The 24,389-nt window shown below is 67.3% G+C and carries 25 protein-coding genes and 1 pseudogene; 16 read left to right on the forward strand and 10 right to left on the reverse strand.

Annotation, left to right across the window (positions count from 1 at the left end):
* The first annotated feature begins 75 nt into the window (after positions 1-75).
* Positions 76-1,839 carry an FUSC family protein gene (locus ACQ260_RS09080; RefSeq protein WP_432559106.1) on the forward strand — a complete coding sequence of 588 codons (1,764 nt, stop codon included), beginning with the start codon at positions 76-78 and terminating at the stop codon, positions 1,837-1,839.
* A gap of 42 nt (positions 1,840-1,881) precedes the next feature.
* Here ACQ260_RS09080 and ACQ260_RS09085 read toward each other — a convergent pair whose 3' ends face one another.
* The gene (locus tag ACQ260_RS09085; RefSeq protein ID WP_432559107.1) at positions 1,882-2,805 is read right to left on the reverse strand and encodes a DUF4031 domain-containing protein; all 924 of its coding nucleotides are present in this window, start codon (positions 2,803-2,805) and stop codon (positions 1,882-1,884) included.
* Between the two features lie 7 nt (positions 2,806-2,812).
* Complete coding sequence (locus ACQ260_RS09090; protein ID WP_432559108.1) at positions 2,813-4,297, reverse strand: leucyl aminopeptidase; 1,485 nt, start codon at positions 4,295-4,297, stop codon at positions 2,813-2,815.
* A 163-nt stretch (positions 4,298-4,460) separates the two neighbouring features.
* On the opposite strand from ACQ260_RS09090, the gene gcvT reads away from it, so the two are divergent.
* Positions 4,461-5,558 carry a glycine cleavage system aminomethyltransferase GcvT gene (gcvT, locus tag ACQ260_RS09095; protein WP_432559109.1) on the forward strand — a complete coding sequence of 366 codons (1,098 nt, stop codon included), beginning with the start codon at positions 4,461-4,463 and terminating at the stop codon, positions 5,556-5,558.
* Positions 5,559-5,606: 48 nt separating this feature from the next.
* Here gcvT and ACQ260_RS09100 read toward each other — a convergent pair whose 3' ends face one another.
* Positions 5,607-5,783, reverse strand: a complete 177-nt coding sequence (locus ACQ260_RS09100) for a hypothetical protein (protein ID WP_432559110.1) — start codon at positions 5,781-5,783, stop codon at positions 5,607-5,609.
* Positions 5,783-6,355 (reverse strand): DUF3043 domain-containing protein, encoded by a 573-nt coding sequence (locus tag ACQ260_RS09105; protein WP_432559111.1) that lies wholly within the window; start codon positions 6,353-6,355, stop codon positions 5,783-5,785. The genes ACQ260_RS09100 and ACQ260_RS09105 overlap by 1 nt, the downstream gene beginning before the upstream one ends.
* A gap of 243 nt (positions 6,356-6,598) precedes the next feature.
* Here ACQ260_RS09105 and ACQ260_RS09110 point away from each other — a divergent pair.
* Together ACQ260_RS09110 and pspAA are read left to right on the forward strand one after the other, a co-directional pair.
* Positions 6,599-7,399 (forward strand): annotated as a pseudogene (locus tag ACQ260_RS09110) (PspA/IM30 family protein); the annotation flags it as partial.
* 146 nt (positions 7,400-7,545) lie between these two features.
* Entirely contained in the window at positions 7,546-7,851 is a 306-nt protein-coding gene (gene pspAA, locus ACQ260_RS09115) for a PspA-associated protein PspAA (RefSeq protein ID WP_432559112.1), read from the forward strand.
* Between the two features lie 89 nt (positions 7,852-7,940).
* Here the strand turns inward: pspAA and ACQ260_RS09120 are convergent, their stop codons facing one another.
* Entirely contained in the window at positions 7,941-8,471 is a 531-nt protein-coding gene (locus ACQ260_RS09120) for a hypothetical protein (protein WP_432559113.1), read from the reverse strand.
* 34 nt (positions 8,472-8,505) lie between these two features.
* Between ACQ260_RS09120 and ACQ260_RS09125 the strand changes: the two genes are divergently transcribed.
* The 12 genes from ACQ260_RS09125 (at position 8,506) to ACQ260_RS09180 (ending at position 18,228) form a co-directional block, all read left to right on the forward strand.
* Positions 8,506-9,603: a glycerate kinase gene (locus ACQ260_RS09125; protein WP_432559114.1), complete on the forward strand. Its 1,098-nt coding sequence runs from the start codon at positions 8,506-8,508 to the stop codon at positions 9,601-9,603.
* Between the two features lie 120 nt (positions 9,604-9,723).
* The gene (locus ACQ260_RS09130) at positions 9,724-10,074 is read left to right on the forward strand and encodes a HesB/IscA family protein (protein WP_432559115.1); all 351 of its coding nucleotides are present in this window, start codon (positions 9,724-9,726) and stop codon (positions 10,072-10,074) included.
* Positions 10,075-10,127: 53 nt separating this feature from the next.
* Positions 10,128-10,895 (forward strand): SDR family NAD(P)-dependent oxidoreductase, encoded by a 768-nt coding sequence (locus ACQ260_RS09135; RefSeq protein ID WP_432559116.1) that lies wholly within the window; start codon positions 10,128-10,130, stop codon positions 10,893-10,895.
* A gap of 44 nt (positions 10,896-10,939) precedes the next feature.
* On the forward strand, positions 10,940-11,710 hold the full coding sequence (locus ACQ260_RS09140) for an enoyl-CoA hydratase/isomerase family protein (protein WP_432559117.1): 771 nt from the start codon (positions 10,940-10,942) through the stop codon (positions 11,708-11,710).
* A complete protein-coding gene (locus ACQ260_RS09145) occupies positions 11,710-12,381 on the forward strand; it encodes a nitroreductase (RefSeq protein WP_432559118.1) in 672 nt (223 codons plus the stop codon). The genes ACQ260_RS09140 and ACQ260_RS09145 overlap by 1 nt, the downstream gene beginning before the upstream one ends.
* Positions 12,382-12,447: 66 nt before the next feature.
* A complete protein-coding gene (gene folP / locus ACQ260_RS09150; protein WP_432559119.1) occupies positions 12,448-13,311 on the forward strand; it encodes a dihydropteroate synthase in 864 nt (287 codons plus the stop codon).
* A complete protein-coding gene (locus ACQ260_RS09155; protein ID WP_432559120.1) occupies positions 13,308-13,940 on the forward strand; it encodes a class III extradiol ring-cleavage dioxygenase family protein in 633 nt (210 codons plus the stop codon). Before folP ends, ACQ260_RS09155 begins: the two co-directional genes overlap by 4 nt.
* Positions 13,933-14,640, forward strand: a complete 708-nt coding sequence (locus tag ACQ260_RS09160) for a dihydrofolate reductase family protein (protein WP_432559121.1) — start codon at positions 13,933-13,935, stop codon at positions 14,638-14,640. The genes ACQ260_RS09155 and ACQ260_RS09160 overlap by 8 nt, the downstream gene beginning before the upstream one ends.
* Before the next feature lie 182 nt (positions 14,641-14,822).
* Positions 14,823-15,677, forward strand: coding sequence for an aa3-type cytochrome oxidase subunit II (gene ctaC, locus ACQ260_RS09165; protein WP_432559122.1), 855 nt, complete (start codon positions 14,823-14,825; stop codon positions 15,675-15,677).
* Positions 15,677-17,437, forward strand: coding sequence for an aa3-type cytochrome oxidase subunit I (ctaD, locus tag ACQ260_RS09170; RefSeq protein ID WP_432559123.1), 1,761 nt, complete (start codon positions 15,677-15,679; stop codon positions 17,435-17,437). The genes ctaC and ctaD overlap by 1 nt, the downstream gene beginning before the upstream one ends.
* Positions 17,434-17,886, forward strand: coding sequence for a cytochrome c oxidase subunit 4 (locus ACQ260_RS09175; protein WP_432559124.1), 453 nt, complete (start codon positions 17,434-17,436; stop codon positions 17,884-17,886). The genes ctaD and ACQ260_RS09175 overlap by 4 nt, the downstream gene beginning before the upstream one ends.
* A 108-nt stretch (positions 17,887-17,994) precedes the next feature.
* Entirely contained in the window at positions 17,995-18,228 is a 234-nt protein-coding gene (locus ACQ260_RS09180; protein WP_432559125.1) for a hypothetical protein, read from the forward strand.
* 19 nt (positions 18,229-18,247) lie between these two features.
* On the opposite strand, the gene ACQ260_RS09185 is transcribed toward ACQ260_RS09180, so the two are convergent.
* The 5 genes from ACQ260_RS09185 to ctaE all read right to left on the reverse strand — a co-directional run bounded on the left by ACQ260_RS09185 (position 18,248) and on the right by ctaE (position 24,257).
* Entirely contained in the window at positions 18,248-19,711 is a 1,464-nt protein-coding gene (locus ACQ260_RS09185) for a GuaB1 family IMP dehydrogenase-related protein (protein ID WP_432559126.1), read from the reverse strand.
* A gap of 166 nt (positions 19,712-19,877) precedes the next feature.
* A complete protein-coding gene (gene qcrB, locus ACQ260_RS09190; protein ID WP_432559127.1) occupies positions 19,878-21,566 on the reverse strand; it encodes a cytochrome bc1 complex cytochrome b subunit in 1,689 nt (562 codons plus the stop codon).
* Positions 21,567-21,572: 6 nt separating this feature from the next.
* On the reverse strand, positions 21,573-22,619 hold the full coding sequence (gene qcrA, locus ACQ260_RS09195) for a cytochrome bc1 complex Rieske iron-sulfur subunit (RefSeq protein WP_432559284.1): 1,047 nt from the start codon (positions 22,617-22,619) through the stop codon (positions 21,573-21,575).
* A 65-nt stretch (positions 22,620-22,684) separates the two neighbouring features.
* Positions 22,685-23,488, reverse strand: coding sequence for a cytochrome bc1 complex diheme cytochrome c subunit (qcrC, locus tag ACQ260_RS09200; RefSeq protein ID WP_432559128.1), 804 nt, complete (start codon positions 23,486-23,488; stop codon positions 22,685-22,687).
* A 112-nt stretch (positions 23,489-23,600) separates the two neighbouring features.
* A complete protein-coding gene (gene ctaE / locus ACQ260_RS09205; RefSeq protein ID WP_432559129.1) occupies positions 23,601-24,257 on the reverse strand; it encodes an aa3-type cytochrome oxidase subunit III in 657 nt (218 codons plus the stop codon).
* Positions 24,258-24,389: the final 132 nt, after the last annotated feature.

Below are 24,389 nucleotides of genomic sequence, written 5' to 3' on the forward strand. Positions count from 1 at the left end.
ATTGTTCCGACGTCGCCATAATAAGGGCGTGAGTGAGTCCGGAACGCCGCGCCCGCGCCCCCGACGAGGGCAGCCGTGAACGCTGCTGCGCGTGCCCGGGACCTCATCCGCTTCCAGCCCGCGCGGCGCCGGTGGCCGATCGCACTCAAGGCCGCTGTGGCCATCAGCTTGCCCCTGCTGGTGACCACGCTGCTCGGCCATTCCGACCTCGGCCTGATCGCTGGCCTGGGTGCCTTTGCAGTCTTGTACGGCGCCGACACCCCGGGGCGATTCCGCATCAAACTGATGTCGGCGATGGCGGCGAGCTTCGTTATCTCGGTGGCAGTGGGGGTGGTGGCTGCCGCCATCCATCCGATCGTGCTCCTGGCGGTGATGGTCGTGCTCGCCGCGCTCGCGGCAGCGGTCTGCGTCATCCTCAAGATCGGTCCGCCCGGGTCCTATTTCCTGGTCCTCGTGTGCGGAGCCGGCAGTTTCCTGGTCGACCAGGGCGCGTCACCGGGCCGGGTCATCCTCATGACCGCCATCGGCGGTGCGGTCGCGGTCATCGTCGGAATGGCGGACCTCGTCGGTGACCCGCACCGGCCCGAGCGCGAGGCGGCAGACGCCGCGGAGAACGCCATCGAGGCCTTCGAACACGCGCAAGACCCCGGCGAGGTGCGGGCCGCGCGCGCGGCGGCATCGGCCACCCTGCATCTCGCCTGGACCAGTTTCCGCGACGGCATCGGGGAGCGACCGATTGACCAGCGCAACGCGGAACTGTTCGAGCGCATCGGGATTCTGCAGACGCGGTATACCCGTCGCAGCGCCGAACTCGCCGGCCGGACCACCGGCGCAGAGGCGCAACCCTGGGGCAACCCGGAAGGCGACCAGGTGGAGGCCCCCACCCTGGACCCGGAGTTCGAAGCCGAGCAGTTGAGGGACTCGTCGCTCGGCCGGCCGGACCCTGCGTACCTCATCAAACAGGCGCTGCGCTGGCCCAGCGAGATCCGCCTGATCGCGATTCGGGTCGGCTTGGCCGCGCTTGCGTCCGGGATCGTCGCGCTCGCCCTGGCGTTCGACCACAGCTATTGGGGTGTGGCGTTCGCGGCGCTCGTGCTCCATCAGGGCGGGAGTCGGTACGCCCAAACCCTGCGCGGTGTCCAACGCCTGCTCGGGACGATGGTCGGTCTCGGGGTCTATGCACTGATCGTCTGGTGGAGCCCGCACGGTCTCTGGCTGGTGCTGCTCGTGTTCGCCCTGCAATTCGCCATCGAGATGCTGATCGTGCGGAATTATGCGGCCGCGGTGGTGTTCATCACCCCGATCGCCCTCACGATCGCGCTGGCCGGGGCACCCGCCCTCGACCCGGGCCGGCTCATCCTGGAGCGGGGGATCGACACGCTCATCGCGGTCGTGCTCGCGCTGGCGGTCCTGTGGCTCGTGGGTGGTCGGACCAGTCTCCTGTTCGTCCGTGCGCACGCACGGCGGTCGATCCTCGCGACGGAGGATGTCATGCAGGACCTGGCGGAGAGCCGCTATGCCAGCGCGGAGGCACGGGAGAACCGGCGTCATCTCTATTACGAGCTTCTGGAGCTTGAGCGCGGCCTCGCCCAGTCGCTCGCCGACGACCCGCGGCGCGTCGAGCCCTATCGCGCGATGGTCGACCAAGTCGCCACGCTCGGCTATCTGGTGCTGGGCGCCTGCTGGCACCCCCAGGTGCGGCGGGCGCGGGAAGCGTTCGGCCGTGCGGTCGAGCCCTTGCAGATCATCAAGTCCCACCCCATCGACCGGCAGCGGGCGGCAGCCGACATCGAGGCCGACGTCCGCAGGGTGCAGCAGGTGATCACCGACTGGCGGTGACGTTCCCGGACCGTGTGCGCGATAGCGCGGGGTCAGGCCGAATCAGGCACCGATCAGGTCGTCGAGGCGGGCTGCCTCGACGGTCAGGTTGGTCCGCGCCGGAGCCGACCACAGCCCGGCGCCGGCCGGTGTGCGATAGAGCGGATCGAGCCCGAGCAGATGGGCGAGGACGCGCCGGCGGCCATGACGGAACTCCACCAGTGGCACCTCGGCGTATTCGACGCGCACGTCACGGGTGTAGCGGGCGTAGCGAGCGGGCTCGGCGCCGAGGATCGCCAGGTCGGCATCGCACAGCCGCGTGCCGTTGTCGTCGGTGTCCTGGGGACGATGACCGGCGGTGAGGCGCACGAGCCGCGCCACCTCGCCGATGTGACTGCGGGGGAGCAGGCCCTCCAGCGCGTGCTCCGCCAGTTGGGCGGAGGCCTCCTCGTCCTCCCCGGCGCGGCCCTCATAGACCGCGTCATGGAACCAGGCCGCCAACTCGACCACCTGTTCCGCGCCGCCGAGCGTGGCGAGGGAGTCGAGGCAGTGCTCGAGGTGCCGTGGATCGTGATAACGGCGATGTCGCTCGGACCACCGGTCCAGCAGGTCCTCAGCAAGCGCGCTACCCGTTGGAGGGGTGCTCGCCCGGCTCCCCGCGGACCGGGCCGTGGACAGCGGCCAACGCTCGAGCAAGCGTGCCCGCCGCGCCTCCCGGTCGGCCTTCGCGGCGGCCTTGGTCAGGCGCAACCCGGACTCGCGCAGCGCCTGCACCAGACGGCGGGTGGGCGCCTGGGTGGCTCCCGCGTCGATGCAGGCCGCGAGGAGCCGTTCGGGCACGTCGTAGTGGTCGCGGTCGAACGCCCGTGGATGCACCCCGGCGCGCTCGGCGACGTCGTGCAACTCCTCCAACTCGGTGTCGGAGACCATGTGCGCGAACAGTTGACCCCGATGGGGCCACGCCGGGGTGTCGATCCAGACGGTCACCGCAGGCTCAGGCCTGCAGGCTGCGGGCGATCTCGACGAGCGTGCGGACCGCCACTCCGGTGCCGCCCACGGGGGTCTCGCCGTCTGCGGAGCCCTCGTTGAAGCTGGCGGGGGCGATATCGAGATGGGCCCAGTCGATCTCCTCGTCCACGAACGAGCGCAGGAACGATGCGGCGATAGACGCGCCGCCCCAGCGGCCGCCGCCGGACTTGAGGTCGGCGACCTTCGACTCGAGCGCCTTGGCACTCCACTCGCCCATGGGCAGGCGCCATGCCTCTTCCCCTGCGGCCTCGGCGGCACCCAGGACGCGCTCCGCAACCTCGTCGGAATCGGAGAACACCCCGAAGATCTCGGTGCCGAGCGCGACCATCGCGGCACCCGTGAGGGTGGCCACGTCGACGATCAGGTCGGGATTGTCCTCCGCGCCGCGCGCCAATCCGTCCGCCAGCACCAGCCGGCCCTCGGCGTCGGTGTTGTAGTTCTCGACCGTCGTCCCGCCATAGATCGTCAACACGTCGGAGGGGCGGAAGGCGGTGTCGCTCGGCAGGTTCTCCGCCATGCAGCCATAGGTCGTGACCTGCACGTTGAGCCCCAACTGGGCGATCGCGTGCGTCGCCGCGATCACCGCCGCGGCCCCGGCCATGTCGCAGCGCATGGTCGACATGGACTCACCGGGCTTCAGGTTGAGGCCGCCGGAGTCGAACGTGATCCCCTTGCCCACCAGCACCAAGTGTGCTTTCGCGCGCGCTGGGGCGTACGAAAGGCGGACGAGGCGCGGATCCTGCGCCGAACCGCCGCCAACCGCCATGTGCCCACCGAACCCGCCGGAGGTCAGATCGCCCTCATCCAGCACCTGCACCTTGACCTTGGTGCCCTTGACCAGGTCCTCTGCGGCCCCCGCGAACGTTTCCGGATAGAGCAGGTTGGGCGGCAGATTCACCCACTCGCGAGCGACGAGTTGCGCCTCGGCGACCACGCGGGCCTGCTCGATGATCGACTTGTCGGCGACGGTCGACACCACGCTGAACTCCAGGGCGGGCTTGTCGGCCGGTTCAGCGGTGACGGGTGCATAGGCGTACTGCCCCAGCAGGGTCCCCTCGACCACCGCGCGCAGCAATTCGGGTTCGTCGGCAGGCAACGCCACGGCGATCGTCCGCACGTCCTTCATGCCCGCGACCGCGCGTGACGCCGCGCCGGCCGCCTTGCGCACTGTCTTCGGGGTCGGCTCGTCGGCGCCCATGCCGACCACCACAAGACGCTGCCCGTTCAACCCGGGCACGACCGTGGTCGCACCCGGTTTCGGCTTGGCCCCCAGCGCCTTCGCCATGTCGACGACCGACTGTCCGAACTTCCGCTCGTAGCCGCGTCCCACGCTGGTCGGCAGGTCGACCGCGGCGGGTTCGGAATCCCCGGTCAGGGGCACGACGACGACGTCGGCCTTGGCCGGGACAGTCTTGACGCGGACGAGTTCGGGCAGGGTGATCGGGTTCACCACGGTGGTCCTCCGGATCGGGTTCGAATGACTCCGCGGGGTCCGCGGAATTACCAGGCTTCGTCAGGTTACCCGCCGCGAACTGCGATAAGTTCGCAGGTATAAGGGCGACGGTGCTCGGCGAGGGTCGCGGACACCGCCCGGACCCTCGGAAGGAACACCGATGAGCGAGCTGAAGAAGTCCCCCCTGCACGCACGCCATGAAGCCGCAGGAGCAAAATTCGCCGAGTTCGGCGGCTGGTCGATGCCTTTGCAGTACGCAGGGATCGTGGCCGAGCACAAGGCGGTCCGGGCATCGGTCGGCGTGTTCGACGTCTCCCATCTGGGCAAGGCCACCGTCCGCGGCGAGGGGGCGGTCGACTTCCTGAACACGTGCCTGACCAACGACATGGGCAGGATCGGTGACGGGCAGGCGCAGTACACACTGCTGTGCAACGAGTCCGGCGGGGTCGTCGACGATCTCATCGTCTATCAGTTCGCTGCGAATGACCTCTTCCTGATTCCGAACGCGTCCAACAACGCCACCGTTGTCGAGACCCTGCGCTCCCGCGCTCCGGAAGGCATCGAAGTCGCCAACATCCATGACGACTATGCGGTGCTCGCCGTCCAAGGCCCGAAGTCCGACGAGACCCTCACCGCGATGGGCCTGCCGGTCGGCCATGACTACATGTCGTTCGACGTGGCCGAACTGGACGGCGTGCAGTTGACGGTGTGCCGGACCGGCTACACGGGCGAACGCGGATACGAACTCGTGGCGCCCACCGCCGATGCCCTGAAGGTATGGGACGCCGTCATGGCAGCCGGTGCCGAGTTCGACATCGTCCCGGCGGGACTCGGTGCCCGCGACACGCTGCGCACGGAGATGGGCTATCCGTTGCACGGCCAGGACCTGTCGCCGGAGATCTCCCCGGTGAAGGCGCGTGCCGGTTGGGCGGTCGGCTGGAAGAAGCCGGAGTTCATCGGTCACGAGGCGCTGCGCGCCGAGCGCGAGGCTGGTGCCGCGCGCAAGCTCTGGGGGCTCAAGGCGGTCGGGCGGGGCATCCCGCGGCCTCACATGGTGGTCGTGGACGGCGACGGCAACGAGATCGGCGAGGTGACGTCCGGGACCTTCTCGCCGAGCCTGCAGACCGGCATCGGTCTGGCGCTCGTCGACTCGGCTTTCGAACCGGGGATCAAGGTCGGTGTGAAGGTGCGCAATCGAGTCGAGGAGTTCGACCTGGTCAAGCCGCCGTTCCTGACCCCGGGCGTCCGGGAATCCTGATAGCGGCCGTGCGCCGTGATCGGGCCCGGGTGAACGAGCCGGGTCCGATCAGGCCGGGTCGAGGGACATCGGGCCATAGACGACCCGGTCTCCCTCGAAGAGGGTGACTTCGCGAACGCCGTTGTCCTGCAACTCCGGATAGTGCTCCGTCAGCCACTCCTCGGCCTCGGCCTGGGAATCAAAACGACCCTCGATCGCGCCGGTGTCCGGCTCCCAGCGCCACATCAGAACGTCCCACCCCGCTCGACGACCGGTCGAGGCATGCGCATGCGCCGGATCTGGATCGAGCGGTTGAAGCCGAACATCATGACGCCCTTGCCCTTGAGATCCAGGCCAGGGAAGCGCTGGGCGGCAACCCTCTTGTATTTGCGCCACAGCAGGAACAGATCCAGCAGGACCAGCAGGATGTAGCCATACATCAGACCCAGCGACATGAACGTCGCGCCGCCCCAGCTCTGCTGCAGGAAGCTCAGCGCGAGGAACAGCATCATCGCCGGGAGCAGGAATTCACCCAGGCTCCAGCGGGCGTCCACCATGTCCCGCATCAACTTGCGTTCGGGGGTGCCGTCCCGGGCCTCCATGTACGCCTCACGACGCTTGCGGTTCTCCTCGGCGTTGCGCCGACGGGCTTCCTTCTTGGACAGTTGCGGGTTGAGCCGCTGCATCCGCGCTGCCTCGGCCTGGCGGCGCGTCGGGGTGGGGCCGTCCTTCTTTCGGGGCCCCCTTTGCGCAGGAGTCGGGTCCGGCTCGGGTGCCGGGGTCGGCTCGGGGTCCTTCTTGGCGCGGAACAGGGCCATCGGTGCAGTCCTCGTCGTCGGTGCCCGCCTCGTCGGGAGGCTGGTTGATCCGGGCATTCTCCCAGCAGCGGGGCGGCGAAATCGAATCGGCGAAACGGTTCGACTGTGGACGGATCCCGCGGTTCGCGTCCTGTCCGACCTGCTCGGGTTGGCCCGCACCGCCTAGGCTAGTCGCACACGCGAATGGCGTCTGCCCTCAAGGGCGCCCATGTGACGAAGGTGATCGGAAGGACCTGGCCCCCTATGAGCGGATTTCTGAACCGGCTCTCCACTGTGTTCCGTGCCAAGGCTGACAAGGCGCTGGACAAGATGGAGGATCCCGGCGAGACGTTGGAATATTCGTACAAGAAGCAGCTCGAACTGCTGCAGAAGGTGCGTCGCGGTGTGGCGGACGTTGCCACGAGCCGCAAGAAGGTCGAGCTGCAGGCCACCCAGTTGAACACCCAGATCGACAAGCTCAACGCGCAGGCGCAGAAGGCCCTCGAGGTCGGTCGCGAAGACCTCGCCCGCGAGGCGCTGACCCGCAAGTCCGGCCTGCAGCAGCAACTCGGCGATCTGCAGACCCAGCACGCCCAGTTGCAGGCGGAGGAGGAGAAGCTCATCAGCGCGTCCCGCAGCCTCCAGGCCAAGGTGGACGCCTTCCGCACCCGCAAGGACACCCTCAAGGCCACCTATACCGCCGCCCAGGCGCAAGCACGCGTCAATGAGGCCTTCACCGGAATCGGTGAGGAGATGGGTGACGTCGGCCTCGCCATCCAGCGCGCGGAGGACAAGACCGCCGAGATGCAGGCCCGCGCCGGCGCGATGGACGAACTCCTGGCGTCGGGTGCCTTCGAGGACATCACCGGTTCCACGAAGGACGACATCACCCGCGAACTCGAGGCGTTGTCGTCGGACTCCCAGGTCGAGGATGAGCTGGCCCGCATGAAGGCCCAGCTCGGGAGCGGGCCGGCCGCCCAGCCGCAGGCGATCGAGGGTGGACCCGCCCACTACCAGCAGGATCCGCAGAGCCAGCAGGGCGGCCCGCAGTGGCAGCAGCCCCAGCAGGGCCACCAGCCCCAGCAGGGTGCGCCGGGTCAGCAGGGTGCGCCGGGTCAGCAGCAGGCTCAGGGGTACGCCCAGCCGTCCGGCCAGCAACCTCCCTTCCAGGCCTATCCGGTGAACGGTCAGCCCGATCAGGAGGACCTGCGATGATCATCCGCGTGCTCAACCTGGGCCAGTTCAGGTTCGACGAGTCCCACATGGATGACCTGAACGCGTGCGATGACGCGGTCGAGACAGCGATGGCGGCGCGTGATCAGGAACAGCTGACGGCGGCGTTGCGCACGCTGATCGATGAGATCCAAGCGCTGGGCCAGCCGCTGCCGCTCGACTCGCTGGAGGAATCCGATCTCATCGTGCCGGGCGCGGACGCGACCGTCGAGGAGGTCGAAGCGCTGCTCAACGGCTCGGACTCCGACGACGGCCTGATCCCCGGACGGGCACCCCAGGCCTGACGCTCTCGTGCACAGGGGCTCGACCGCTGTCGGTCGGGCCCCTTCGCGTTGTCCGGTGGTGGTGTGCCGGAGCGTGCGCTCGCCGTGCCTCAGGACAGGGCATAGATGCCGAGCTCGATCCACGCGCCCAGGGCAACGGCGAACCCGAGCAGCCCGAAAACCGCAGTGAGTGCCCAGAACCGGCCCCGCCACTCGCCGTGGGGCCGGCTGGCCAGCGCGGCCAGGCCAGGGCCCGATGCGGCGAGGATGCCGCACGTGACAAAGCTCGGCAGCGCCTGCCACGTGTCCGCTGGACGGCAGACCCCGTCGGCCTCACAGGCCAGCAACAGGGTCAGCAACCAGACCGCGACGGCGGCGACCAGCGCGAACAGCCCGACCAGGGGTGGAACGGTGAGGCCTGCCCAGCGGGGCACCGAGCGGGTTCGCAGGACCGGCACGGCGACGGTCAGCACAAGGCAGGCGAGAATCGCGCCCACGAATGGCCAGGCGAACGCCCGCGTGTCCGGCGCCTCCAGCATCGACACCAGCCACGTCACGGAGGCGCCGAGCGCGAACAGCGCCGCGAGGGCCACCACCGCCGACGGAAGGAACCAGCGGCGGGGGAGTCGGGATGCTGCCATGGCCCCAAACTAGTGGCCCGGGGATACTTGGAGGATGAGAGTCCTTGTCGCCACTGACCAGATCGGCGCGCTGTCCTCCGCCGAGGCGGGCCGCGCCATCGCCGCAGGCTGGCTGCAGGCCCAACCAGGTGCCCAACTCGCGGTCGCGCCGTTGGGCGAGGCCGGCAGCGGCTTCGCCCGCGCGATCGCCGATCAACTCCAGACCGACCTCGAGCTGATCAGCGAGCCCGATGGGCGAGTGATCTCACGGCTCTGCACTCCCGAGATCGCAGCAGTGGCCGCCGAACCGGTGGAAGCCGACAGCGCGGCACGCGGTCTCGACCCGACCGCCTCGTCGGTGACGATCGGCTTGGCGCTTGCAGAGGTGCTGCGCCTTCAACCGGTGCGTCGCGTCTTCGTGGACCTCAAGGGGGTCCACTGCCACGATGCCGGGGCTGGAATCCTGGGCGCCCTCGGGGCGCGTGGAGACCGTCCGTTGACGGAGGGGTACGCGGCGCTCTCCGGCATCACCGATCTCGATCTCGGTCCCGTCCGCGATCTCATCGGGGACACCGAACTGGTGGCAGTCGTGGGATCGGAGGAGGTGGAGCAGCATCTCCTCGGACTGCGCGGCGTGACCTCGCTGCGCGGGCGTGAGGTGAACGCCGACCCGGCCGACATGCTCGCGGCGGATGCGGCCCTCGAGCGGCTGGCGGCGCTCGCCAATCCGGAGGCGTCAGCCCTGCCCGGTGCTGGTGCGGCCGGTGGTGCGGCGTACGCGATCGCCGCGCTGGGGGGCACGATCGTCACCGGACCGGCCGCCTGCGCCGAACTGGTGGGGCTTTCGGAGACGATCAACGTGGCGGAACTCGTCGTCACCGGATCGTCGTCCTTCGATTTCGGTTCGCGGGGCGGCAGCGTCATGCAATTCGTCGCCGAGCAGGCCCAGCGCGCCATGCGACCGTGCATCGCGCTGGCCGGGACGGTCGTGATCGGCTCGCGGGAGATGCGGACGATGGGGGTGGAGTCGGCCTATCCGGTTTATCCGCCGGTGACACCCGACAGCATGTCGGATCGGCCCAGCGGTCGGGACGTCACGGCCGAAGCTTTGACGGAGGCCACTGCACGCATCGCTCGCACGTGGTCCTGGTGAGTTTTCATAGTGTTACCGTGACTATCGGATGGCCGGGAACAATTGTTGAGCCCCTGGTGTTGTGCACCACGCGGGTTAGGATTCCCCGCACGCTCTGAATCATTTCGACTGGAGGCAGATATGACCGAGGCGACCACCGCGACCACCGAAGGCGTCATCCTCACCGACGAGGCCGCGTCCAAGGTGCGCGACCTCCTCGAGCGGGAGGGCCGCGACGACATGGCGCTGCGGATCGCCGTGCAGCCGGGTGGCTGCTCCGGCCTGCGCTATGAACTGTATTTCGACGACCGTCAGCTCGACGGTGACGTCGTGCGGGACTACCACGGTGTGAACGTCGTGACCGACCGCATGAGCGCCCCCTATCTCGGCGGGGCTGTCATCGACTTCGTGGACACGATCGAGAAGCAGGGGTTCACCATCGACAACCCCAACGCGGGCGGCTCCTGCGCCTGCGGCGACTCGTTCCACTGAGCGCAATCCGGCCCGGGTGGTGACTGCCACCCGGGCCGTCGCATACTCGCTCCATGGACATTGCGAGCAGAACCGCGCTGGTGACCGGCGGCACGTCGGGTCTGGGTCTCGCCACTGTCCGTGCCTTGGCGGCTGCAGGGGCGCGCGTGGTCGTGATCGACCTGCCGTCGTCATCGGCGCAGGAAACCTTGGCCGAGTTCGGAGCCGCGGTGCGGTTCGTGGCCGGGGACGTCACCGATCCCGCGGATGTCCAGCAGGCGATCGATGAGGCAGTCGCCCTCGGCGACTTCGCCATCGTGGTCAACTGCGCCGGCATCGGCACCCCGGCCAGTCTGCTGGACAGACAGGGCCAACCGTTCCCGCTCGAACTGTTCACCACCATCATCCAGGTCAATCTGATCGGCACCTTCAACGTCGTGCGGCTCGCCGCCAAGGCGATCGCCGAGCACACCGACAGCGAGGCCGAGGACCGCGCGGTCATCATCAACACCGCCTCCATCGCCGCCTTCGATGGCCAGATCGGACAGGCTGCCTATGCCGCGTCCAAAGGCGGGGTCGCCGCGATGACTCTCCCGTTGGCCCGAGAGCTCGCTCGCCACCGGATCCGCGTCGTCACCATCGCCCCGGGGGTCTTCCGCACACCGATGCTGACCGGCTTTCCGCCCGACATCGTCGCTGCGCTCGGCGCCCAGGTGCCGCATCCATCACGCCTGGGGGAGCCGGGTGAGTTTGCTCTCCTCGCGACCCAGATCATGGCCAACCCGATGCTCAACGGCGAGACGATCCGGCTCGACGGCGCAATCCGCATGCCACCTCGATGACCCACCTAGGCTGAGAATGCGGCCGACGAATCGAGGAGGATCCGATGGCGCTGGTGGATTATGAGTGCAGAGATGCGGTCGGCTGGATCACGCTGGCCAACCCCGACGGTGGCAACGCGTTCAATTTCGAGGCCGCGGATGCGCTGGCGGCTGCTGTCCGGCGTGCGGTGCACGAGCGCGTGAAGGTGATCGTCCTGCGCGCCGAGGGCCGCTTTTTCTCCGTCGGCGGGGACCTCACCGGATTCACCGATGCGGCGTCCTTTCCCGATTATCTGAACGATCTCGCCACGGCCGGCCACCGCATCATCGCCGAGCTGACGCGCAGCGACGCGATCGTCGTGAGCGTCGTGCAGGGCACTGCGGCCGGGATCGGGTTTCCGATCGCCATGGCCGCCGATCTCGTGTTGGCGTCGGACGCGGCGAAGTTCACCCTCGGCTACACCAAGGTGGGCCTCACCGGTGACGGCGGCACCGGCCTCCTGGCCCGGAGCCTCGGTCTGCATCGCACGCTCCGCCTCGCCCTGCTCAACGACGTGCTGACGGCGGCAGAGGCCCATTCCGCGGGTCTGGTCGCGCGTGTGTTTCCCGCGGCCGAACTGGAGTCGGCGGCCACGGAAATCATCGCTGGCCTCGCAGCCGGTTCCCGCGGTGCTCAGGCCGGCATCAAACGCGTCATCCGGGCTGCCATGACCGACGACGTCGAGACCCAACTGGCGCGGGAGGCGCGCACCATGACGTCCGCTGCTCACGACCCGGACTCCGTGGAGGGGATCACCGCGTTCCTCGCCAAGCGGCCGGCCGAGTTCGCAGACTGATGGACGTTCGCGAGGCATTGCACGCGCGGCGTTCGGCCCGGGCGTTCACCGACCGCGAAGTGGCGCCCGAGCTGTTGACCCGGGCGCTGACCGACGCCGCGTACGCCCCGTCCGGCGGCAACATCCAGCCCTGGCACGCGGTCGTCCTGCGCGGACAGAGTCTGCGTACCCTCGTCGACCACGTCACCGCCCGCATCCATGATCCCGACGCGCCGCCGCCGACGCCCGTCTTCCCGGTCTATCCGAGCCCGCTGAAATCCCCCTATCGGGAGCGTCGGTTCAGCAACGGGGAGGAGCTGTACGCGCTGCTCGGCATCCCGCGCGACGACCGCCCGGCGCGGTTCCGGCAGTTCGACCGCAATTTCCGGTTCTTCGACGCGCCGGTCGCGCTGTTCCTCTATATCGACCGCTCGATGCACCAACCCCAGTGGGCCGACCTCGGCATGTTCCTCCAGTCGTTGCTGCTGCTGCTCACCGCTGAGGGGGTCGACACCTGTCCCCAAGCGGCTTGGGCGATCCATCACGAAGCGGTCGCCGAAGTCCTTCAGCCGCCGCCCGAGCTGATGCTGTTCTGTGGTCTGGCGATCGGGTACGCCGATTCCACCGCCGCCATCAATCGGCTCCGCACCGAACGTGCACCGCTGGCGGAGTGGTGCACGTTCCTCGACTGACCCGCTCCGCGCCGCTCCCCGCCGCTCTGAACGCTGCACTAGGGTGACGCGGGCAAAGGGGGAACGATGCGGTTCATGTTGGGGAAGCGGGCTTTCGACGAACGGGCCCGGTTGGTCATGGCCATCATCAACCGCACGCCCGACTCCTTCTATGACAAAGGGCTCACCTGGGCGGAGGATGCCGCGTTCGACAGGGTCGCGGAAGTGGTCGACCAAGGTGCCGATCTCGTCGACATCGGCGGCATCAAGGCCGCGCCCGGCGTGGAGATCGATGCGGTGGAGGAGGCCCGCCGAGTGGTGTCGTTCGTCGCGCGGGTCCGGGCTGCACATCCGGATCTCGTGATTTCCGTGGACACCTGGCGGGCCGAGGTCGGCCGGGCCGTGTGCGCGGAGGGCGCCGACCTCCTCAACGACGCCTGGGGCGGCGCCGACCCGGGTCTGGCCGAGGTTGCGGCCGAGTTCGGGGTGGGGATGGTCTGCACGCACACCAACTCCGTGACGCCACGCACGAGACCGCACCGCATTGAATACGACGACGTGGTTGCGGCCGCGATCTCCGCCACGGTCGCGCAGGCGGAGCGAGCAGTGTCGGTCGGCGTCGACCGGGAACGACTGTTCATCGACCCCGCGCACGACTTCGGGAAGAACTCGTTTCACTCGATCGAGCTGACCCGGCGCCTTGACGAACTAGTCGCGACCGGTTGGCCCGTGCTGGTGTCGTTGTCCAACAAGGATTTTGTGGGCGAGACGCTCGATCGACCGGTCAACGAGCGCGTGATCGGCACCTTGGCTACCACCGCCGTGTCGAGTTGGCACGGCGCGCACGTCTATCGGGTCCACGAGGTCGCCGAGACCCGGCAGGTGCTGGACATGGTGTCGACCATCGCCGGGCAGCGCCCGCTGGCGCGCGCCGTCCGGGGGCTCGCATGATTGCCGCCTGCTTCCTGCCGCACCCGCCGTTGTTGTTGGGAGAGTACGCCTCGTTGGCCGACCCGGGCGCTGCCCTGCGGGTGCGGTGCCGCGACATGGTGGCGCAGCTGGCGACAGGCGAGCCGGAGACGTTGGTGGTGGTTTCGGGTGCGCCGCGGCGGCCGCCGGCGATCGACAGCCGGCGGCCACTGGGGCTGCGTGTCGCCCGGGAGCTCCTGGCCGGACTGGGGCTGCCGGATCCGGTCGAGATCACCGTGGCGTTGGACGCGGGCCCCGACGAGGTCGCAGCGTGTGCCGAGCGGCTCAAAAGCATCAGCGCGGGCCGCAGCGCTGTGGTTGTGATGGGGGACGGTTCCGCGCGACGCGGCGAGAAGGCCCCCGGCCATCTCGACGAGCGTGCGTTCTCAGTCGATCAGCGGATCGCCGACGCGCTCTCCGCGGGAGATCCCGGGCCGCTGACGGAGTTGGATCCGGCGGTCGCGGAGGAACTGATCATTGCCGGTCGGGCCGCCTGGCAGGTGCTTGCCGCCATCGTCGATCGGCCGCCGGAGCGCAGTGTGGCGCACGCGGAAGATCCGTTCGGGGTTCTCTATCACCTCGCGCTCTGGACCTGGTCGGCACATGTCTGACCGGTTGGCGTTCCGCGTCCTCAGCGGACCCGAGGACCTGCCCCGAACGCTCGGTGTCGGGTCGCTCGGCCGGGCGTACGCGTGGCCCGCGCGCCCCACGGTCCGTGCCAACTTCATCACCACGCTCGACGGCTCGATCGCAGGACCCGACGGGCTCAGCGGCAGCCTCGGCACGGCGGCTGATCAGGCGGTGTTTCATCACCTGCGGGACACCTGCGAAGCGATCGTGGTTGGGGCGGGGACGGTGCGGGATGAGGGATACGGGCCGCCGCCGAGCGGCACCCCGCTCGTGATCGTCAGTCGCCAAGCAGCGATCCCGGCCGGGCTGATCACTTGTCCCGACGTCGTTCTGGCGACTTGCTCGGCCGCAGGGACCGCGCTGGACCGTGCGATTCGGGATCTGGGTGACGATCGCGTGTGGGTGCTGGGCGAGCAGGACGTCTCCGCGCGGCTGTTGCGCGACCAGCTGTTCGACCGAGGACACCGGCGGATCCTGCACGAGGGCGGTCCGTCGCTGGCGACGCAATGGCTGGGCGCCGAGTGCATCGACGAGCTGTGCCTGACCGTGGTTCCGCGACTCGGGGACAACGGGCCGCGTCTCGTCGCGTCCGCGGGGCGACCCGTCGAATTGACTTCTTTGGTGGTGTTGCAGGAGTCGGCCACGCTGCTGACGAGGTGGGCTGTTGTCCGGCGGGACTAGGCACGATGCGCTCTGCGCACGCGCGTGGTCACGGCTGATCAACAATTCTCCGACCTCGCCCGGGGGATTACGGATCAGCAGGACCGCAGGTTACATTTACGGTACTGTGAGCGCGTCTCTGCCGCCCCCGGGCGGTGGCGCGCAAACGAATCGAACCCCAGGAAGGGCGTGACGTGAGTCTGATGAGGATTCGTCGGCGTGGTGCCCGGCGGCTGACCGGAGTGGCTTTGCTCGGTCTGGCCGTCGCATCGTTGTCGGCATGCGGCGATCTCGGGCAGGGCCCGGGGAAGGCCCGGCTGTTCGGCCTCCCGGAGGCGGCAAGTGAGCAAGCGCCCCACATCGGCAACCTGTGGGTGGGGTCGTGGATCGCCAGCCTGATCATCGGTGTCCTCGTGTGGGGCTTGATGGGGTGGGCGTTCATCGTTTATCGCCGCAAGCACAGCGGCCAGGTCCCGAAGCAGACGCGCTACAACCTGCCGCTCGAGATTATGTACACGATTGTGCCCTTCCTGATCGTCGGCGTGCTGTTCTTCTACACCGTCCAGGCGCAGGACAGGGTTCTGGACACCAACCAGACCTCGCCGAACGCCCACACGGTCAACGTGGTGGGCCAGAAGTGGTCTTGGACGTTCAACTACATGGACAGCGCCGACGGCGAGACGGTGTGGGACGCCGGCACGGTCGAGCGCACCCCGGATCTCTATCTCCCGGTCGGCGAGACGGTGACGTTCAACCTGAACTCGCCGGACGTGATCCATTCGTTCTGGGTCCCGAGCTTCTATATGAAACTCGACGTGGTCCCGGGCAAGCAGAACACGTTCCAGGTCACCCCGAATCGTGAGGGCACGTTCGCCGGCAAGTGCGCCGAGCTGTGCGGCACCTATCACTCGGCGATGTTGTTCAACGTTCGCGTCGTCTCGCAGGCCGAGTTCGATCAGAAGATGGCCGAACTCCGCGACCGCGGCCAGGTGGGCGAAATCAAGGGTTCGATCGGCAACAACGATCTCGCGGGCTTCGAAATGAAGGAGGGTGAGTGATGACAACAGTCGAACGTGTCGCAGATGCAACGAGCACTGCTCCTCGGGAGCGTCGGCTCGGCGCGGTGGTCATGGAGTTCCTGACCACCACTGACCACAAGCTGCTCGGCAAGATGTACATGGTCACCGCGTTCATCTTCTTCCTGATTGCCGGCGTCATGGCTTTGGCGATCCGGGCCGAGTTGGCCTTCCCCGGCATGCAATACATGCAGCTGGAAACCTTCAACCAGATGTTCACGATGCACGGCACGATCATGCTGCTGATGTTCGCGACGCCCATGTTCGCCGGGTTCGCCAACGTCGTGATGCCGCTGCAGATCGGCGCCCCCGATGTCGCGTTCCCGCGGCTGAACTCGTTCTCCTACTGGCTGTTCGTGTTCGGCTCGTTGATCGTGATGTCGAGCTTCCTGACCCCGCAGGGTGCGGCATCCTTCGGCTGGTTTGCGTACACGCCGCTGTCGAACGAGGTGCACAGCCCCGGCGTCGGCGGTGACCTGTGGCTCATGGGTCTCTATCTCGTCGGCCTGTCCTCGATCTTGGGCGCCGTCAACTTCATCACGACCATCGCGACACTCCGCGCTCCCGGCATGACCATGTTCCGCATGCCGATCTTCGTGTGGAACGTGCTGGTCACGGCCTTGCTGATCCTGCTGGTCTTCCCGGTCCTGGCCGCCGGTCTGCTGGTGCTTGAGGCCGACCGTCGTCTCGGGACGCACGTGTTCGATCCCGCCAACGGTGGACCGATCCTGTGGCAGCACCTCTTCTGGTTCTTCGGTCACCCCGAGGTGTACGTGCTGGCGCTGCCGTTCTTCGGCATCATCACCGAGATCATCCCGGTGTTCAGCCGGAAGCCGATCTTCGGTTACATCGGTCTGGTCGGGGCCACGCTGACGATCGCCGCGCTGTCGATGGCGGTGTGGGCCCACCACATGTATGTGACCGGCTCCGTTTCGCTGCCGTTCTTCGCCTTCATGACGTTCCTGATCGCGATCCCGACCGGCGTGAAGTTCTTCAACTGGATCGGCACGATGTGGCGCGGATCCGTCAGTTTCGACACGCCGATGCTCTGGGCAGCGGGCTTCCTCACAACGTTCCTGTTCGGTGGACTGACGGGCGTCATTCTCGCCAGCCCGCCCATGGACTTCCAGGTGTCCGACACCTACTTCGTGGTGGCCCACTTCCACTACGTCCTCTTCGGCACCGTGGTGTTCGCAATGTTCGCGGGCTTCTATTTCTGGTGGCCCAAGATGACCGGTCGGATGCTCAACGAGACCTGGGGCAAGGTGCATTTCTGGCTGCTGTTCGTGGCTTTCCACACCACCTTCCTCGTCCAGCACTGGCTGGGTGTCGAGGGCATGCCGCGTCGGTACGCCGACTATCTGCCGGATGAGGGCTTCACGACGCTCAACCAGGTCTCCACTGTGGGTGCCTTCCTGCTGGGCATCTCGTTCCTGCCGTTCTTCTGGAACATGTGGATCAGCCGCAACGCGCCCAAGGTCACTGTGGATGATCCGTGGGGCTGGGGCCGCTCGCTCGAGTGGGCCACCTCCTGCCCGCCGCCCCCGAAGAACTTCGTCTCGTTGCCGAGGATCCGTTCCGAGGCGCCGGCCTTCGATCTGCACCATCCTGAGATCGCGTTGCTGGAATACCCGGACAACGTGGTCACCGACCACGGTCACCTCATCGATGCAGGCGAGGACACCGGACGCCAGCAGTTGCTCACGGAGCGCGCCGCAGAACTGGACGGAGACAAGTCGTGAAGCGTGAAGCCTGGATCTATTTCCCGCTCGCGGCGTTCTTCTTCCTCGCGACGGTCATCTATTTCTTCCTGGGCCGGGTGGACCTTCAGCCGAACATTGGCGGTGTGGTCCAGGACACCCATGTCAACCAGATCGAGTGGGCCGGCGTGGCCGCGCTGGCGCTGAGCGGGTTGATGATGCTCATGATCGCCGGTGTCTTCTATCTGACCGGCCGCAAGATGGACCCGCGGCCGGAGGACCGGACGGACGGCGAGGTCGTCGACGGTGCTGGTGACATCGGGTTCTTCCCCCCGAGCAGCATCTGGCCGTTCTGGACCGCGTTGACCGCAGGCCTGATCTTCCTCGGCCCGGTGTTCGGCTGGTGGCTGACGTTCCTCGGTGTCGGGTTCGGCATCTGGGCTCTGGCAGGCTGGTTGTTCCAGTACTACCGGGGCGACTATCAGCACTGATTCACCCCTTGGACACAAGCAGGGCCGCCGGGATTCCCGGCGGCCCTGCTGCGTTGTTCGTGCCTTCTAGACTCGTGTTCGAAACCAACGTCGTTCTGGGGGAGCTCCATGCGCAGCATCGTGGACCTGACATGGCCCGACACTTTCGGCCAGCGCTTCAAGCTGGCCCTGGTGACCAACCTGTTGGCAGTCTGCCTCGTGACATTCGTGGGGGCTCTGGTCTTCGGGCCGAGCTTCATCCCCGCCGTTCTGATCCTGATCGTCGTGTCGGTGCTCATGTCGCTGCTGACGGCCGCTATCGCCGAGCCGGGGCGGAAGTTCTGGAAACCGCTCGTGCGCTGAGCGGAAGCCCGCCCTGGCCTCACCAGCTCGCGTGGAGGGGACGGCCCTCCTCATATCCTGACGGTGACTGGATGCCGACGATTGCGAGCTCGGAGAACTTTTCCAGGCTCCGCGCACCGGCATAGGTGCAGGAGGAGCGCACGCCGGACACGATGAAGTCGATCAGGTCCTCCACACCGGGCCGGTCGGGGTCCAGGAACATCTTGGAACTGGAGATCCCCTCTTCGAACAGGCCGGCACGTGCGCGGTCGAAGCCGGACTGCTCGCGGGTCCGCATCCGGACGGCTCTCGCGGACGCCATGCCGAACGATTCCTTGTACATGCGCCCGTTCGGGTCCGTCAGCAGGGCACCGGTGGACTCGTGGGTCCCCGCGAACCAGGAACCGATCATCACCGACCCCGCCCCGGCAGCGAGGGCAAGGGCGACATCCCGTGGATGACGGACACCGCCATCCGCCCAGACAGACTTGCCGAGACTCCTGGCGGTCTCCGCACACTCGAGCACCGCGGAGAACTGCGGGCGGCCCACGCCGGTCTGCATGCGAGTGGTGCACATGGCGCCTGGGCCGACCCCCACCTTCAGCACGTCGGCACCGGCCTCGGCGAGGTCCCGCACGCCGTCGGGGGTCACGACATTGCCCGCGACGATCCGCACTTCGGGGCACAGTTCGTCCCGCACGCGACGGACGTGACCGAGGGCCTCGATCATCTTGTCCTGGTGGCCGTGGGCGGTGTCCACGACGAGCACATCCGCGCGAGCCGTCAGAAGCTGCTCCGTGCGTCCTGCCACGTCCCCGTTGACACCGACGGCAGCTCCCACCCGCAGTGAGCCCTGTGCGTCGATTGCGGGCGCATACAGCGCCGAACGGAGGGCACCCTTGCGGGTGACCACGCCGACGAGTTGTGCGCCGTCGACGGCGATTGCGTACTCCTGATGGTGCACGGCCAGGCTGTCGAAGATCTCCCGGGGCGACGCAGTCGGCTCCACCACCAGGAAATCCCTGTTCATGACCTCATGGACTTGAGCGAACCGGTCCTCGTCCACCACGTCGGCAGGGGTGACCACTCCGATCGGCGTCACGTTGCCCAGCTTGCGCTCGCCCTTGATCACGACGACGAAACCATGCGCGCGTTTGGGCAGCAGGCTCATGGCCTCACCCAGTGTCGTGTCCGGGCGCACCATGATCGGGGTATCGAAAGCCACATGCGCCTGCTTCACCTTGGCGATCGATTCGGCGACGATCGCGGTGGGGATGTCCTGCGGGATGATCGCGATTCCGCCGCGGCGGGCCACGGTCTCGGCCATGCGGCGACCGGAGATGGCCGTCATGTTGGCCACCACCAGCGGCAGGGGAGTCGTGAGACCGTCAGTGCTGGTGAGGTCCACGTCGAGCCGGGAACTGACAGCAGAGCGGCTCGGGACCATGAACACATCGTTGTAGGTCAGGTCGTGAGCGGGCTGCATGTTGTTGAGGAATCGCACCTGCCCATTATTGCCCCAGTCAGGAGGCCCGACCGATCGTCGTGAGGGGTGGTACGCGTGGCGCGGCGGAGTTCAAGAACGCAGGTCGGCCAGCGCGGTGGGGGAGCGGGGAAAGCAAGAGCGGCCCGGACCGCAGTGGGTCCGGGCCGCTCTCGGTTCGACGCTGTCAGTGCTTGTGGTCAGTCAGCTCCGGCGTGTCGTCGTGGTGGCCGTGGGAACGGGCCTCCTCGACCTCTGCGCGGGAAGGCTTGCGGACGTTGTCACCGAAATACCAGCGATGGAGACGAGCACGACGCTTGCTGACGCCGCCCTTGACCGCGACCCCGGCAGCATCCTCTGCCGCGCCCGGTTCGATGGGCACCACGTCGTTGTCGTAGGTCAGCGTGTATGCCTCGTCGTCCGAGATCGGCACGTGGTGTTCGAAGTACTCGCCGGTCGCCGACCGCTCCATGTTTCCGGACTCGGAGCCGTGGAGCAGACGCTCCTGGTGGCTGCGCTGGATGCCGATGCAGATCCGCTTCGTGATCATGAACGCGATGACCGGCACCACGAACACCGCGACCCGCAGGAAGTAGGTCACCGCGTTCAAGGACACGGAGAACATCACGGCGATGATGTCGTTGCCGCCTGCGATCAGGAAGAGCAGATAGCAGGTGATGGCGGCAACGCCGAAGGCCGTGCGGTTCGGGTTCTGCCACGGGTACTGCAGGATGTGGTGCTCGCGGTGATCCTTGGTGATCCACCGCTCGAAGAACGGATAGAGCGCCGCAGAGGTGAACAGCAGCCCGAGCAGACCGACGCCCGGAAGGAAGATGTTCCAGGACCACGTGGTGCCGAAGAGATGCCACTCCCAGCCCGGCATGATGCGGACCGCGCCTTCAGCCGGGCCCATGTACCAGTCGGGCTGCGAGCCCGCGGTCACCTGCGCCGGGTTGTACGGGCCGATCGTCCACACCGGGTTGATCTGGAGGAACGCGCCCATGAGGGTGATCACGCCCGCCACGATGAAGAAGAAGCCGCCCGCCTTGGCCATGTAGACCGGGAACAGGGGGTAGCCCACGACGTTGCGCTCGGTGCGTCCCGGACCGGGGTACTGGGTGTGCTTGTGATAGACGACCAGCGCCATGTGCGCTGCGATCAGACCGAGCAGGAGCCCGGGGATCAACAGAATGTGCGCCATGTAGAGCCGGGCGATGATGAGCTCACCGGGGAACTCGCCGGCGAAGACGAAGAACTCCAGCCAGGTGCCCACGATGGGGATCGAGCGGATCATGCCGTCGGCGAACCGCAGGCCGGTGCCCGAGAGCAGATCGTCCGGCAGCGAATAGCCGGCAAAGCCCTCGACCATGCCCATCGACAGAAGCCCCACACCGAGCAGCCAGTTGATCTCACGCGGCTTGCGGAAGGCGCCGGTGAAGAACACGCGGAGCATGTGGATGAACATCGCACCGATGAAGAGGTGCGCGGCCCAGTGGTGCATCTGGCGGATCAGCAGACCGCCCTTGATGTCGAAGGAGATGTCCAGGGTGGAGGCGAAGGCCTCCGACATGTGGAGACCACGCAGCAGCTGATAGCTGCCGTCGTATTCGATCTCCGCCATGGACGGCTTGAACCACAGGGTCAAAAAGACGCCGGTGATGAGCAGGATGATGAACGAATAGAGCGCCACCTCACCCAGCAGGAAGGACCAGTGGTCCGGGAAGACCTTCCGGAGGTTCTTCTTGCCGAGGGACGCCAAGCCGAGGCGGTCGTCCGCCCAAGTGGCGGCGGGCCCGAGCTTCTTGAGCGGGTGGGCGGCATCGGGCGACTGCGCCACAGCGCCACCGGTCTCGCTTACCTGTGCAGGCTTTGCCATTGGTGATCACTCGCCCTTGTCGTCGGGATAGAGGTCGCGCTCGAAATAGCTGGGACCGACCGGCGCCGTGAAGTCACTGCGCGCGATGAGGTAACCCTCGTCGTCAACGGTGATCGGCAGCTGGGGCAACGCCCGGGCGGCCGGCCCGAAGACGACCTTGCCGGCATCGCCGAGGTCGAACGTGGACTGATGGCAGGGACACAGCAGGTGGTGGGTCTGCTGCTCCCAGAGGGAGATCGGGCACCCGACGTGGGTGCAGATCTTGGAGTAGGCAAGGATGCCGCCGACGTGCCAGTCCTGGCGCCGGTCGGGCACCTTGATGGAGTTCGGGTCCATCCGCACGATGATGATGGCTGCCTTGGCCTTCTCCACCTGGAAGTCGGTGCCGTGGTGGTCCCAGAGGTTCTCGGGCTCGCCGTTGATCAGCTGCCCGATCTCCATGTCGGCGGCCCGGATGCGGGAGCGGGTCACGTCGTTGACGAGATAGATCGGCTCCTCGGGGGTGCCGGCATCCCAGATCGTGCGCTCGATGGTCTCGCGGCGCCGGGAAGGCAGAGGCCACGGACCGGCGTCCAGGAGCATCACCAGGGGAGCGAGGGCGGTGAGACCGATCGCGCCGACGAGGCTGGTGCCGAGCACCTTGCGGCGGCTGATGCCCGAATCCTCGATGCCCTTGTCGACCTCGGCGAGGGTGGCGGCGCGGTCCTCGGCGCTCGAGGCCGCGCCGTGGCGCTCCTCGACCATCTCGCCGTCGTACATGATCTCGCGGGCCCACTGAATGGCCCCGATGCCGATCAGGAGCACGGCGAACCCGAGGAATCCGCCCATCACCAAGTGCTGCGCGTTGGAATAGATCGGGCCGAAGTCCACGATCATCCGGTCGAATCCGGGCCAGAAATAGGCGATGACGAAGCCGAGAGCGAAGAGCGGCGCCAGCGCGAAGCAGGTCAGGACCTGCAGGGTCGCGCGCCTCCCGGCGCTGTCGTCCACATCGGCATGGCGCTCGATGTGCGCCTCGACGCCCGGGTCATCGATGGGGTGTTCTTCGATGATGCCGTTCGCGTCGGGGGCGGGTCGGGCGTCGAGCGCCCTCCCCGGGTTGTCGTTGTGCGTAGTGCTCACTTGGCCCGTGCTCCCTTCGAGGCGATCCAGGTCGCGAAGATGATGAGGACGGCGATGCCGCCGAAGAACACCCAGAAGCCGTCCTGGACCGGGCCCAGGCCGCCGAGGCTCCAACCACCGTGGTTGGGCTCGTTGTGGATGTTGTTCAGGTAACCGATGATCGACCGGACCTCATCGTCGGTCAGGCTCTGCTTGGAGAACACCGGCATCTGCTGAGGGCCGGTGCGCAGCGCCTCATAGATGTGCTTGTTGTCGACGCCCTTGAGAGTCGGTGCGTGACGGCCGTTGGGCAGCGCGCCGCTGAGGCCCTCCACGTTGTGGCAGGCAGAGCAGTTGGTGCGGAAGAGCTCGCCGCCGATGGCGATCTCACGCTCCGTGAGGCCGTCGGGGCTGTACGCCTCGGGGGCAGGAATCCCCGGGCCGGGACCCAGGCTGGACACGTATGCGGCCAGCTGCTCGATCTCGGCGTCCGTGTAGGTGTTGTCCTTGCGCGGGAACTGCTGACCCGGGGCGGCCATCGGCATGCGACCGGTGCCCACCTGGAAGTCCACCGCGGCGGCACCGACGCCGACCAGCGAAGGACCCTGGGAGGTGCCCTCGGCGTTCAGGCCGTGGCACGAGGAACAACCGACCGCAAAGAGTTCCTTGCCGGCCTGCACCGCGGTGGTGTTCGTCTGGTCTGCGTTGGATTTGCCGGCGGGAGCGAAACCCGCATACACGACGCCGAGCAGGAAGAGCGCCATGATGAGCAGCAGTGGCCGTGCTGCGCGATGCCGGCGCTTGGCTGACAGGAATCTCACTGAGGGGTTCCCTTCGTGATCGGGTTGTTTCGGTGGTGCGTCGTGCGAACCATGCCGGACGGGCAGATGCGGACGCGGAGGTGCACGGTGCTGGGGATGCTCGGGGTGGCTGTCATTTGATGATGTAGATGACGGCCCAGAGAACGATCCAGACCACGTCGACGAAGTGCCAGTAATAGGAGATCGCGACCGCCGACACAGCCTGCTCGTGCGTGAAGCGGCGCGCCATATAGGTGCGAGCCAAGACGAACAGGAAGGCGACCAGGCCGCCGATCACGTGCAGGCCGTGGAAACCCGTCGCGAGGAAGAAGAGCGAGCCCCAGACATTGGTCTGCGGGGACATGCCGTGGCCGAACAGCGACGCGTACTCCCACACCTGGCCGGCGATGAAGATCGAGCCCATGAGGAAGGTGATGATGTACCACATCCGCAGCTTCTTCACATCACCGCGCTCGGCCGCGAACACGCCCATCTGGCAGGTGACCGAGGAGGCGACCAGGATCGCGGAGATAGCCGCAGCGAAGGGGACGTTCAGCATCGCGGTGCCGCTGTTCCACAGTTCGCCCCCGGTGGCGGCGTTCGTGACGGAGCGGATCGTGAAGTACGCCGCGAACAGCGCGGCGAAGAACATCAACTCGGAGGCGAGCCAGATGATCACGCCGATCGAAACCATGTCCGGGCGGCCCTTGACGCCGCTCAGTCGGGTCCTGGCGATGGGATGCAGCGCGCCCGTCGGGAGCGAGTGAGTCGTATCGGATGAAGTAGCCACGCGCACATTATTGCCATACTTTGTGGCCCCGTCACCTCATTCGGGCGGTTCGGACCGGTTGCGACGTGATCGTTGCCATTGTCGCGTTGATAGGCCACGATGCCGCGCTGGCGACTCCGGGGAGTGTCGATA

The organism is Ammonicoccus luteus, from assembly GCF_050880385.1.
In the GTDB taxonomy this organism is placed as follows: Bacteria; Actinomycetota; Actinomycetes; order Propionibacteriales; family Propionibacteriaceae; genus Enemella.